Here is a 12,440-nt window from a genome sequence, read left to right on the forward strand (position 1 = left end):
TCATTATAACATCATTTCTATAGTACGCTACACTAAATCACGTACTTTCGTTATACTTTTTATTGGTTATCTATTGCTTACATAGATTAATAGCAATCATTACTTTTGACAAAACAACACTTATTATTTAAAATGAATGACAGTCAGTCATGAAATGAGGAATGTAACATGTCTAAAGAAGAAAAGATTATTCTTGCTGCGATCGATGTTTTTCGTGACAAAGGTGTGGAAAAAACAAAAGTATCTGATATTGTAAAATCTGCTGGAATTGCGCAAGGTACATTTTATTTATATTTTCCATCTAAATTATCAGTGATGCCAGCAATTGCAGCGGTCATGGTTGAGAAAATCATGTTGGAAGTGAAAAACCGTTTCCAAGATTCTGCGTCGCTTGAATACCAAATAGAACAAATAGTAGATGCTGTTTTCTATTTAACAAAGGAATATCGCGATGTCTTTGCACTTATTTATGCTGGGATTGCTCAAACAGAACATTTGAAAGAATGGGAAACGATCTATGCACCTTTTTATGAATGGATGAACAACTTCTTAAAACAGGCTCAAAATGTCGGAAACATTCGCGATTCACTCAACACAGAAAGATCCACAAAGTTGATTATTGGCCTTATTGAATCTGCAGCTGAACAAATTTATTTATATGATGATTTTGATGAAGAAAATGCAGCACTTCAAAAACAAGAATTACTTGACTTTTTACATCATGCATTAGGGCTTCGTAAATAGATATGAAGCTTTTGCGCTCTGAAAATGACTGATAGTCAGTCATTGTGTACTGGCAAAGAATAAGTAAGCTAATATTAGGAAGAATAGGTTACGAAAGGAACGGTATATATGAGTAAAGATTGGATGTATGTTGCTCTAACATGTTTGTTTGAATTAATTTGGGTTTTCGGCTTTAATACTGCTAGTACTTGGTGGCATTGGGCGATTATTTTAGTCATTATTGCGATAGATTTCCACTTCTTATCTAAAGCTTGCGAAAACTTACCAACAGGTACTGTCTATGCTATTTTCGCAGGAATTGGTACAGTTGGAACGACATTAATGGATGTATTTATTTTTGGCGGAGAGTTTAGCTTAGCAAAAGGAATATTCATGGTGATTCTCGTTGCTGGCGTTATTGGATTAAAACTAGCTGATAATCAACATAAGGAAGAAACAGATTTGAAAGGAGTGCAATAACAATGGGTTGGATATTTGTATTTTTTGCCGCTATGTCGGAAATTGTTGGTGTTATTGGCTTAAAGTTATACAGCCAAAACAAAACAATCCGAAATATGCTCTTATACGTTGGAGGTTTTGGCTTATCATTTGCCCTCCTCTACACTTCATTTAACTATTTACAATTAAGTATTGCTTATGCTGTATGGATCGGTATTGGTACGGTCGGTGCTGTATTGATCAATATGATCCTTTTTGGGGAATCCAAAAGCGTAGCACGTGTAATTAGTATTATTGCGATTGTTATTGGAGTAGCCGGATTGAAGGCTATTTCTTAAGTTTTTAAAATAGCCCTCATATAAAGACCACGTCATTTCCTCAGTAATGAACTGATGACGGGGTTCATTTATGAAGGATACTGGCTCTTTAATTAAAGCCTCAATCAAAGTTATTTTATACACTAATTTAGGGTAGTATCCATTGCTTCTAGCATACTACGCCAAGCCTGCTCAGTTTGTGATGCAAAGTCTGACCAATCAGGGTGTAATTCATGTGTTAAAGTAAGTTCACAGCCTGTCCTAGTTGATATTATATCAATAATTACACGTGCTTCGTCTGAGGATTCTTTCGGGATACCCCAAGTAAATACAAGACGATTTGGTCGGTCAATTACTAAATACTCTCCTCGGTGGTCAATTTCCTTCCCTTCTCTTAAATCAACAAATGAGAAAGAACCTCCTACCCGTGCATCGATTTCAACACGTACGATATCCCCCTTCGGAAACATCCATTTCATCACTTTATCAGGGTCAATACAAGCGTCAAAAACTTTATCTGATGTTATGTTAAAGTTATAAACTACAACTGCATTCGTATTCGATTGTGTATTCAAAAAATCATCTCCTATTAAGGTAATTAAAAGACATGGCCAGGTATTTACATTATCTTTTCTTACTTTAAGAACAACTATAGTTCAATTTTTTAGATTCTAAACCTCCTTAATCACAGTTAAAAATTTAATTGCTTATAAAGAATCGCTTTTTAAAGAATTTATTGTAAAATAACAATAAAGGGATTTACATACGAATAATGCCATCTGGAATATTATTATTCAATTGGTCTTTTGGAGCACTATAACAGTAAATCCTATTAAGGAGGTTAAGCAATGTACAAATATTCCTATGAAATTCCTATCCAAATGTCGATGCAGGATAGATTACCACTTACTGACGAACATGGAAACGTTCATTGTTACGTAAAAAAACGAAAACCAAGAATATCAACTCGCATTGCAAATAACTTATTTAGTTTTACTCTCAATTATTGCTATGAAGTAGTGGATCAAAATGACAAAAACATGTATAGTATAAATGCTTTAAAATACCATCTAAAATTAGACTATATGTTAACAACTCCCCTTCAGAAAATAGTTTTGAAAAGAATGCGTGAGCAATTAATAGAAAGTAAGTATACATGGCAAGATAATTCAGATACATACTTGTTTTTTCAACACTATACTGCGGAAGCACGATTAATTAAAAACGATGAGGAAATTGCTACGGTGAAGCTTGCAGACCCTAGAAATTCAGATGGGTCAGATACTGTAATCATCACTCTTTTAAAAGAGGATGATGTAAATTTAGCAGCATTAGCAGCAGTACTCTATCACAGTTTATATCACTATAATCGATATGATAGTTCCCTTTTAGGTAAATCTACTTCCCTTTTAAATTTCTGATAGAAGAGTAATACATACGATAAACTGTTTTCAAACATTCATATTTATAAAAAAACCGTTCAAAATACATGAACGGTTTTTTTGTTCTTTCTAATACTATAAATCATTTATTGGAGTGTTCACTTTTTTTATCTCTAGACTATAAAGATGAATAGACTGAATTTTCTGTCGTTTTTTATGCAACACTAGTGATATTATACAAAATAAATTTCTTTTTATAACCACTTTTCCCTTTTAAATGGTTATAATTAAAATTCATCATTGGCGACAAATACCTCTATAATTAGACACCCTTCTCGCTCAGGTAATTTTCGACATATTTTTCTAGCACTTGCAATTTCATCTTTTATATTTATGTTATTCTATTATAGCGTTTAATATATATTAATATAATTTTCTAGTACTGAGACGTACAAATGCTAGTATTCTATACGATGTGAATAGTATGAGAAAAGGATCTATACGTTTTTTAACAGAGGTTTGGAAATAAAGAATGGTTTGTACTATTACGAAGTAACTATCATTAATAGGTCTGATTTCGAAGTTCCTTACAAAATTTCCGATAAAAAAAGGCCGTCTTTTATTTCAAGAAGATAATAAATGAAATAATGACAGCCTTTATTAAAAATCAAGAATTAAGGTAATGCATTTGATGTATCAACACACTTTTTAGAATGTGTACCGTTTTAATCAAAGACTTAAGGCTGGATTAAGTAATTCATATTAGTTCAGCTTTTATTTATGATAAAAAGGCACTAGCGTTGCCATTAAAATAACTTTAGTTTTAAAAATAATCAAAATCTTCAATAATCTTGTTTTGTGCATAAAAAAAGTCCTTTATAATGGATAAAGTCAGGTGGTAACCCGTCCAAATCCACTAATAAAGGAACTACATATGAACAAGATTACACGAAAAACATCATTTGGACAATGGTTTTTACCCATAAATCTTCAACTTTTTGAAGAAAACGTGAAAACGATGAAATTAGATGCTTATACGAAAAAACTTACGACGGATTCATTCTTAAAATTACTGCTTTTTACGCAGCTACAGGAAACAGAAAGTCTGCACGCGCTGAGTGATTGTCTTTTCGACGAACATCTTCAAAAAAGCACGAACTTAGAATCCATCAGTATTCCCCAGCTGTCACGCAGATTGAACGGCATGAATCCAGACATCTTCCAACAGCTTTTCCTTGATTTAGTCGTTCAAATTTACCAAAAAACGAATGTCTCGAAAAGCGTCATACCTTTAAAAATCATTGATTCGAGTACATTACCTCTTAATTTAACGAATCACAAAGGGGCTGAATTTCGTAAAACAAAAGCGGGCGTTAAGCTTCACTTACGCCTGGTGTTCATGGAAAAAGGAACGTTTTATCCCGAAAAAACGGTACTCACCATAGCGAAACAACATGATCGCAATCTACTCGAAGTCATGGTAGATGACCGAGAATGCATGTACGTTTTCGACCGTGGCTACCTGGATTATGAACGTTTCGATCGCATGACAGATGAGGGTTTCTTTTTCCTTACGAGATTGAAAAAGAATACGGTTATCCGGGAAATTTATGATTTTAAAATTCCTGCAGATTCTGCTGTTTTGTCGGATCAGATGGTGTTGATTGGCACCGTGCAAAATCGAGAAGAGAACTATTTTCGCTTACTCAAAGTGAAGGATTCAAAGGGGCATATCCTTTGTTTAATTACGAATCGCTTCGACTTAGAGCCTTATGAAATCTCAGACATGTACAAATCACGCTGGGCAATTGAGCTGTTTTTCAAATGGATCAAGCAGCATCTCAACATTAAAAAGTTCTATGGTCAAAGTGCGAATGCGATTTACAACCAAGTGTTCATTGCCCTCATTGTATTTAGCTTGAATGTTTTAGCTCAAATTGAAACCAAGTGTAAACGAAAAATCCTGCATCGCAGGGTACGTGGATTTAAACATCCGTTAAGGTGCGTTCATTCGCAGCTTTCTTATGTCGTACCCTAACAAGCCTCTGATGGTTTGTCTTTTTTTGTTCCTCAACATCCTCACTTTTTAACATCTCTAACATCAAATTTGCGATTTTAAGCGATTGCTCACGTTTTTTCCCCACTTTTCTACAAAACTAACCCAATATGGTGTATCAATAAATTGCGCAGTATCGATGCGCCATTTACCTTTTCCACCGAGGTGTTGATGAGTGTCAAACGTGCCTTCTTTGCAGAACATGCATACTGTTCTGGGGTGTATATTAAGCGTTTTGGAGACCTCTAGTACAGTAAGATACTCCGGACCTTTAAATTGTTTATGCACGTAATCCATTTAATCACCTCTAGTTATTGTATACGAAAAAAGATGACTCCTGTTAGAAACAGAAATCATCTTTTTAAAATACCTAGCTTACGATTTATTTAATATTAGTACACTAAATCGTAAGCTTGTTCAAACGAACTGTCAAATGAACGTAGGTTATCGTTAATACCGATATCTGCGTAATCTGTATGACTAGCAGCTACTTTCGTTAGTGCCATTGTAACTTTACTAGCAAGCGTTGAACCAAGTATTACTCGAACAATTTTATTGTTAAATACTTCATCTAACACTTCTGGTACTGCGTGTAAATAGATTTCCCATGCCATAGCTTTAGCAGAAACAGGGAATGAAGTGCAGAAGTGATTTAAATAAATCGTACGAGCTTTTACAGCAATGTCGTGACACTCTTTAAGTGAGCCTGCACATTTAGTAGCTGTATTGCCGTGAATTAAAGAAACTGCAATCGCCCTATCGTACTTACTGTTAATTCGAGCACCTGTAATGTTACCTACATTAATTTTTGAATCGATTAAATACTCGTTTTTTTCGTAATCAAATGAACCGCTGTCTTCTGGAAATAATCCCATGAAAATCTCTCCTTTGTCAATTCAACTTAGAGAAAACAATTGCAAGATTGCTCTAGAAACAATTTATTTTGCTACTCATGAATATAAAAGGACAATAATGGGTTATTTTAACAACCTATTATTAAAGTTTTTTTAATTTGACGTCTTTGTTTTTCGGCTGTATATAGGCAATATTTCGTAAAATATATAAGTTACGGCGTTTAAAAAGAGCAAAATAATGACCTGCACCGTCGCTGTGATGCAAACAAATAAAACATCTGCAAACAGTACAATTTCTCTCGGAGGTAGTTCCTGATGCTCTAAGACTATTAATATAAGAAAAGAAGAAACGATAAAAGAAATAAAGAAAGCTAAGTAGGCAAATAGAGCATGTTTGTAAAATGCAAGTCTGTATCTGCTGAACCAAAGGCAAATATTAACGAGTATAAAAATCAAAGGAAAAATTAAAAATTGGAAGACTTTCATGTTTATTAGTTCTTCTAATTGTGTCCAGTAAAGAATTTGAGCTATGCAGACAATAACGATATTTGTAAAAGCCACTATAATAGATGAATGTTTCTTTGTTGAATGCATTGTTTTCCCCCCTTTGTTTTGAGTTGACTTGATTTTACCATTATTGTTTGTTTAACACTTATTTTTTTGAAAAGGGGTTGTTAAAATGACCTCTTATCGCTCTTTATATAGTACCCTCCTTAATGGATTCACGTAAAACAAGAACATACATTTCCATTTTTGGTGAAAGGGTGAATAAAAAAAAGAATAACCCTGTATTAAAATCTTTTTTAGAATTATATGAAATGAAAAAAATTTATATTTTTCCGAAATTAGATTATTGTCGTATTTTTCAAAATCTATATATTTTGCATCCCAAAGATACGATAAAAAAAGTTGGCAGTTTTTAAGCATCTCAGGGTTGGGACAGGATTTAGGTAAATTATACGGTGTTGCGATGAGCCAAGAAAATATTAAAAGTGAACAAGGCGAGTACTATCAAGACTTATTATTCATTAACTATATTGAAGGACTTATGGATGCTGGGTGGAATGGGGATATTACATTGCCTAGATACGGATTTTACGCCTCTTTCGCTTTACGAAGTGTATGGGAAGTACCGAAATTATTCATGTTAGCCGCAAACCCCCAAATGGATTTAGGCACCAAGCAGATCAGTGCATTTGAAAATCTTAAACGCATTGTATGTCTCCAAATGGATTTAGGTAAAGAGGCGGATAGTTTAATGCGAGAAGCTAATCTTTAGGAGTAAGCATATTTTACACAATTCACTAGACATCTAGGTTCAAGGTATTTGTTTGCGAACAGTTTCACAATAAATATTTACCCGATTTTCCATTTCTATCTAACCAATAATTTATTAATATTCATTGTCGATAAACTTATTTATTCATGGGCTAAGGATTCAAAGATAGAGGCGAAACTAATCAATGCCCGTTCAAAGAACGTAGATGAAAAACTATTTTCGTGATTCTTTTCAACGTAAAGGTAATTTTGAAGATATTTCGTTGCTATTCCATTAAATTTACGTACGCATCCTTTTAAACGACTACGATGTATTTTCCGATTCGTACTGCTTCTTTGGATGAAAAGTGAAGACAGGTTTAACCATCTATCGTTGTTAGAAAAAAGAAATTGTATAAAGTTACTTCTACCTTTGAGATGCTCGAAGATGTTATTTATTAATTGAATTTGCTATTTTAGACAATGCCTCTTTTGTAAATTTATCAAGATGTATCTTATCCACCATTAAAGTATACTGGAGGCCATATTTTTCAAAAACCAGTAAATCGAAATTTTCAGTGATTACATAAACTGCTTCACTTCCGTCATTTAATTTCATTCTTTGGACATTTTGATCAGCCGTAAATTCTTGTTTATATTTTAAGGAGGTAACTAAAATTTTATAATGTACTTCTCCTGAGTTCTCATTTAGATAGGTAATTTCCAGTTGAGGATTTCCCAAGGTAGTAAACCTACCAAAATTATGGGTGAAAGCAATGGAAGGAATTCGTGTGGGCAATGATATATCAAGCTTAAAAAAGTCTTCAGCTTCTTTAAGGGCTTCATACGTTTGTTTATAACCACCTTCAAGATAAATTTTTTCTAGTTCTTCACCGTTTGCTTCCTTATGTTCCATTCCAAAGCAAAAAAGAAGTAGTAATACTAAGCAAAGTTTTTTCACTTAATCATCCTCCTAATACATTTAAAAAACCCAATAATATTATTCCCTAAAAGAAAATGTTTACAGCCTTTATTTACAATAAAATATTTCCAGTTATTAACACACCTCACTGCTTTAACTACAAAAAAAATAAAGCGGGCTGCATAAATACACAAATTTGAGTTTCAAAGAGCAGGACTAATTAGTACTCACCTTAAAGTTTACATTTAGGTATATATACCAAATTAACTTGAAGGTGTTTTTTTGTTTAAAAGATTTCGATTTCTCGTATCAAAATTACATGAACGAAAGTGTAATTATCATGAGTTTACATTGTAAGAGAAAAACTGTATCAACTATATGTAACCGTATTCACTAATCCCGCTTCAACATAAAAAATGCCTCACAAGTCTAGAAACGACCTCTGAGGCATTCTCTTGCTCTATTTATTTTGTCTTATTATATTCCTTCACTGTTCCATCTGCGAATTTCACTTGAAGTTCAAACGAAATATAATTTTCGTCTATACCAAAAACAGAAATCACTTGATCGATTACTTCATCATTTGCTGTTGTTGCATCAAATTTGAGTTTCTTAAATAATGGCTCTAACTTAGTTAAAGCCTCGTCACCTTTAAGCTTCACATTATTTCGATCATCGTCCAGTTCTGCCTCCACACCTGTTTTTTCATTTTCATAGTCAACTTCATACGATTCTGTCGCTGAATAATCAACGCCTAAAGAAAACTCCGCAAAATTATAAGGCAAATTTTCCTTCGTTTGATTTGTACTTTCTTGTACATTGTTATTCGTGTTCGTATCCGTTTTCTCTTGTTCAACCGGCGCTTTCACTGGAACATCCGATGCCTTATTATTATTACATCCGTACAACGTACCAATTAGGAGTGGCACTCCGATAACCATTTTCAAATGTTTCATTTAAAATCACCCCTTTTGAATTTACTTATGCATTTTTATTATTCCCCATTATTAAAAGACTAAACTTTTCAAGTTATTTACCTTGAATTAATCTAAGGTTAAATGGAGATGTACATTATTAAGTCCTATATTATTTACAGTCGTTGTCTGCACAATCCTATTTTCTATTCTTATTTTAAGCACATTTTCTAATCAATTTTAAATTTTTATATAGTTATAGCTTGGTCGATTATATCTGTCATTATTGCTGCACAAGTTATTTTCTAAAGTGCTATTATTACTGGCGAACTTAATTTAGGTGGTGATGCTTTCTCCACTTATCTGTTTTAATCATTTTCGCATTCAATATAGTGAATCCAGTGATTCATTAGATGCGACGGAGCAAGTAAAATTCACTATACTTTGAAGTGCTTGCAAAATAGGAATCATATGTATTTCTAAACAAAACAAAAAGGGCTGAAGTAATGCAGTTTATTTGGAAATCTGTGTACTTTAGATTCGAATCAAAATAGGAAATTATTTTCTTTTACATACGAAAGATATGTATAGAGTAAACTATTAATTTAAAAAAGCTAGGATGACTAAGATAAGTCATTCCCAGCTTTTGATTTTTATTCAATAATGTCACAGACACGACCAATTTGACCGTCTGTGAGGCGAACTTTAATACCATGAGGATGGAAAGATGAGTTCGTCAATAAATCTTTTACGACACCTCTCGTTTTATTACCTGTTCGTTGATCTTTCTTTAAGATAATATCTACGACAATCCCTGCTTTTACATCATTTCTATTTTGTCCGTTCATTTGAAAATTCCCTTCTAAGCTGCTTCTATGATTAGTCTAGTATATCATAATATTTTTATCTCAATGATTGACAAGAAGAAATATACTATGTAGATCTTTAGAGACTACAAATGGAGCAATTTATGTTACAGTTCATTTTCCATTCAATTGATGAACTCCCGAATCTGTGTTTGTCATAATAATTGTACCTGTCCCTAATTACGGATATGCGACCATCATACGTTGAAATCCGGCACCCCAACCAAGTGAAGATATTTCAATTTCTTGGTTTGACCTATCTAGAAAAACGCCAAGTCCAGTCTATTCTTTACAACCTTGAGAAGTATGCAATTCATTACCATACTACTTGGAATTCCCATCTTACTTTTACTTTTTAGGGAGTTCATTAGTTCAATAACAAAAAAGGCTAAATCTAATAGTGTTGTTAAAAGGCCAGCAGCAGCTGGATAAGGATATATTGGATGTTTTCCCTCAACTATTTCTCCATTTTTATTCTTGTGGAATAACTGGAACAATTTCAGTCATACAAGATTGCTCTTGAGTTACTATAATTCTCCTCTAAGTCGCAATAGTTCATCTCTAAGTTACAAAAGCGCTCCCTCAAGTTATATCAATTCATCCCGCAACCAATAAGTCTTCCCGGTGAAGAGATCGATATTGAAAATCATTCTGATATTTGCGAGTGAAGTGATTACTGTCCCATAATTACTAGAACCAATCATTAACTCTAAAATAGGATATAAATTTTTCTATTTGTCTCCGTTTCTTTCAAATAAAAAAAGACTTAAAGCTATTACAAGCTTTAAGTCTTTTTTTCAACTGTATTTTATAATCCGCTTAAATAATCTCTTCAATATCCGCTAAATCTTTCGCTATATGAATAATTTCGATTGGCTTGCACAGCTCACTGGATGGTTATGTACATTGGTCCTATAACGTATGCATTCATGATACACTCGATTATTTAACACCGGTGGAATTTAAGCAACAGTTCTTATAAAAGTTGTCTTATTTAGCGCTGACACACCATAATTATTACTTCACATTTATAGTTCCTTTTTTACTTAACAGCTCCATTTTATTTGATGCATCACCAATAGTTCCTTCTTTTGATTTTTCAGTATTCGTTTTTTTCTCAAACCCATCTAAATCAACTGTTATATCAGATGAATCACTGTTAGCAGTAAGAGATAATGAAGTGGGAACTTCTTTATAAGACACAGTAATATCTCCTGACTTTGTTTCTACAAATAATGACTCGCCTTCTTTTGTATCTTTGATTGATACTTCACCATCTTCTGAAGTAATTTTCACCTTAGGGCTAATCACACTTGCAAAATAGTTATCACCAGTAGTAGAAGTTACAGTTAACTCATTTAATGAACTTTCTTTCAAGCTTAATTCTCCATCTTTTGATGTAAACTGGCCTTTTTCAGCTGACAATCCTTTAATTTTTTCAGTACCAGAGTTGTTTAAAATTACAATGTTTTTAATCGTTAAATCATTCATTTTTATCTCACCAGAGCTATTATTTAATGTAATAGTATCTAATGCATTCTTTGGTATAGAAATATAGATAGTACCCTTTTTCCCGAAACTGAATCCTCCAGTAAAGCTTCTCTTTTGATCTTGCTGATTAACTAAAATTTTCTTGCCATTATTGTTAATTGTTACAGGATCGTTCTTTTTGTCTTCTTGCTTTCCTTCAACTTCAATTGTTATTTTTTTTGATTCAGTATTTTTGAACTCAATATCCCAAGATTCATTGTTTATTTCTACTTCTTCAATACGATCTATTTCAAAGGAATTTTCTTTTTCAAAACTCTTTCCACCTGCTCCTTTGATGATAAAAGCTAATCCGCCAATTGCGATTAATGCAACAGATGCTAGTATTATTTTTTTCAATCTTCATTCCTCATTTCCTTTTAAGCTAAATCTAGTTTTTCAACTTTATGGTAAGAAAGATAGCCGATTAGAAGACCAAGTAAACATAATGTTATCGGTACTCCAATGAATTGAAACAAACTAACCTGACTCCCACCACTAGATACATTTCCGTTAATCAAGAAGCTAATTAATACTGCCGAGGTAATAGTTGTAGCCGTTGATTTTTTTCTCATACCAAAATAAAGAGGAATTAGACTTACTCCAGCAATCATAAAAGCACTAATAAAAGTTGTTGGCACTGTAGCAATCATGACATTCAAACTAACTGGCGTTTCAAAGAACCCAATAATTGGATTTAAGAAATAGACTAACATACTAATGATAAAAGTAGAAATGATTATGCTAAAAAAACAGAATGCAAAGATAATAGATAACTTAGCTTGCATTAATTTTTTTCGTTTTAGTGGATAGCTAAATAATAATTGAATCGTTTTGTTCCTGTATTCATCAATTACTAAACGAGATAAAATAACACTCGAAAAAATTATAAATACGATTCTTATAAAAATATTTGCTAAAGACATGAATTCCACATAATCTGTAAACATCAGATCATCTTCAACTTTAGAACCCCACGCCATAAGAGAAACTGCAGCGAAGATTCCCACGATACAGATTATTAATCCTTTAAAATAACTAGATAACTGATTTTTTTTCCATTCTAATTTCATTAATTTAACCATGTTAAACATCTCCATATAATGTTTTTTATTTTATTCTCAAGCAAGCAATAGTGACTAGGTTATTACCAATTCTTTGCT

16 protein-coding genes are annotated in these 12,440 nt (G+C 32.8%); 7 read left to right on the plus strand and 9 right to left on the minus strand.

Going from position 1 to position 12,440, the window contains the following annotated elements; genetic code table 11:
- The first annotated feature begins 168 nt into the window (after window positions 1–168).
- The 3 genes from JFL43_RS03425 to JFL43_RS03435 all read left to right on the plus strand — a co-directional run bounded on the left by JFL43_RS03425 (window position 169) and on the right by JFL43_RS03435 (window position 1,520).
- Window positions 169–744: a TetR family transcriptional regulator gene (locus JFL43_RS03425; protein WP_100797505.1), complete on the plus strand. Its 576-nt coding sequence runs from the start codon at window positions 169–171 to the stop codon at window positions 742–744.
- 108 nt (window positions 745–852) lie between these two features.
- On the plus strand, window positions 853–1,203 hold the full coding sequence (locus tag JFL43_RS03430) for a DMT family transporter (protein ID WP_200747928.1): 351 nt from the start codon (window positions 853–855) through the stop codon (window positions 1,201–1,203).
- 2 nt (window positions 1,204–1,205) lie between these two features.
- Window positions 1,206–1,520, plus strand: coding sequence for a DMT family transporter (locus tag JFL43_RS03435; RefSeq protein ID WP_200747929.1), 315 nt, complete (start codon window positions 1,206–1,208; stop codon window positions 1,518–1,520).
- 122 nt (window positions 1,521–1,642) lie between these two features.
- Here the strand turns inward: JFL43_RS03435 and JFL43_RS03440 are convergent, their stop codons facing one another.
- The gene (locus tag JFL43_RS03440; protein WP_200747930.1) at window positions 1,643–2,074 is read right to left on the minus strand and encodes an SRPBCC family protein; all 432 of its coding nucleotides are present in this window, start codon (window positions 2,072–2,074) and stop codon (window positions 1,643–1,645) included.
- A gap of 273 nt (window positions 2,075–2,347) precedes the next feature.
- Here JFL43_RS03440 and JFL43_RS03445 point away from each other — a divergent pair, with 273 nt between their 5' ends.
- On the plus strand, window positions 2,348–2,920 hold the full coding sequence (locus JFL43_RS03445) for a tubby C-terminal domain-like protein (protein ID WP_200747931.1): 573 nt from the start codon (window positions 2,348–2,350) through the stop codon (window positions 2,918–2,920).
- 895 nt (window positions 2,921–3,815) lie between these two features.
- The gene (locus tag JFL43_RS03450; protein WP_407701931.1) at window positions 3,816–4,919 is read left to right on the plus strand and encodes an IS4 family transposase; all 1,104 of its coding nucleotides are present in this window, start codon (window positions 3,816–3,818) and stop codon (window positions 4,917–4,919) included.
- A 63-nt stretch (window positions 4,920–4,982) separates the two neighbouring features.
- On the opposite strand, the gene JFL43_RS03455 is transcribed toward JFL43_RS03450, so the two are convergent.
- The 3 genes from JFL43_RS03455 to JFL43_RS03465 form a co-directional block, all read right to left on the minus strand.
- Window positions 4,983–5,234 carry a hypothetical protein gene (locus tag JFL43_RS03455; protein WP_200747932.1) on the minus strand — a complete coding sequence of 84 codons (252 nt, stop codon included), beginning with the start codon at window positions 5,232–5,234 and terminating at the stop codon, window positions 4,983–4,985.
- A gap of 95 nt (window positions 5,235–5,329) precedes the next feature.
- Window positions 5,330–5,812 carry a hypothetical protein gene (locus JFL43_RS03460; protein WP_200747933.1) on the minus strand — a complete coding sequence of 161 codons (483 nt, stop codon included), beginning with the start codon at window positions 5,810–5,812 and terminating at the stop codon, window positions 5,330–5,332.
- A gap of 132 nt (window positions 5,813–5,944) precedes the next feature.
- A complete protein-coding gene (locus JFL43_RS03465) occupies window positions 5,945–6,385 on the minus strand; it encodes a hypothetical protein (protein WP_200747934.1) in 441 nt (146 codons plus the stop codon).
- Window positions 6,386–6,725: 340 nt separating this feature from the next.
- Here JFL43_RS03465 and JFL43_RS03470 point away from each other — a divergent pair, with 340 nt between their 5' ends.
- Complete coding sequence (locus JFL43_RS03470) at window positions 6,726–7,070, plus strand: hypothetical protein (protein WP_200747935.1); 345 nt, start codon at window positions 6,726–6,728, stop codon at window positions 7,068–7,070.
- A gap of 429 nt (window positions 7,071–7,499) precedes the next feature.
- Here JFL43_RS03470 and JFL43_RS03475 read toward each other — a convergent pair whose 3' ends face one another.
- From JFL43_RS03475 to JFL43_RS03485, 3 genes are all read right to left on the minus strand, one after another.
- The gene (locus JFL43_RS03475) at window positions 7,500–8,009 is read right to left on the minus strand and encodes a DUF4367 domain-containing protein (protein WP_200747936.1); all 510 of its coding nucleotides are present in this window, start codon (window positions 8,007–8,009) and stop codon (window positions 7,500–7,502) included.
- Window positions 8,010–8,434: 425 nt separating this feature from the next.
- Window positions 8,435–8,926: a YusW family protein gene (locus JFL43_RS03480; protein WP_200747937.1), complete on the minus strand. Its 492-nt coding sequence runs from the start codon at window positions 8,924–8,926 to the stop codon at window positions 8,435–8,437.
- A 611-nt stretch (window positions 8,927–9,537) separates the two neighbouring features.
- Window positions 9,538–9,732 (minus strand): YwbE family protein, encoded by a 195-nt coding sequence (locus JFL43_RS03485; protein ID WP_100797509.1) that lies wholly within the window; start codon window positions 9,730–9,732, stop codon window positions 9,538–9,540.
- Window positions 9,733–10,627: 895 nt separating this feature from the next.
- On the opposite strand from JFL43_RS03485, the gene JFL43_RS23370 reads away from it, so the two are divergent.
- Window positions 10,628–10,732 (plus strand): IS3 family transposase, encoded by a 105-nt coding sequence (locus JFL43_RS23370; RefSeq protein WP_407701932.1) that lies wholly within the window; start codon window positions 10,628–10,630, stop codon window positions 10,730–10,732.
- A 35-nt stretch (window positions 10,733–10,767) separates the two neighbouring features.
- Here the strand turns inward: JFL43_RS23370 and JFL43_RS03490 are convergent, their stop codons facing one another.
- The gene (locus JFL43_RS03490) at window positions 10,768–11,637 is read right to left on the minus strand and encodes a DUF4097 family beta strand repeat-containing protein (protein ID WP_200747938.1); all 870 of its coding nucleotides are present in this window, start codon (window positions 11,635–11,637) and stop codon (window positions 10,768–10,770) included.
- A gap of 20 nt (window positions 11,638–11,657) precedes the next feature.
- Complete coding sequence (locus JFL43_RS03495) at window positions 11,658–12,362, minus strand: ABC transporter permease (RefSeq protein ID WP_200747939.1); 705 nt, start codon at window positions 12,360–12,362, stop codon at window positions 11,658–11,660.
- Between the last annotated feature and the right edge of the window lie 78 nt (window positions 12,363–12,440).

The sequence above is a fragment of the Viridibacillus soli genome (assembly GCF_016612995.1).
Lineage (GTDB): Bacteria > Bacillota > Bacilli > Bacillales_A > Planococcaceae > Viridibacillus > Viridibacillus soli.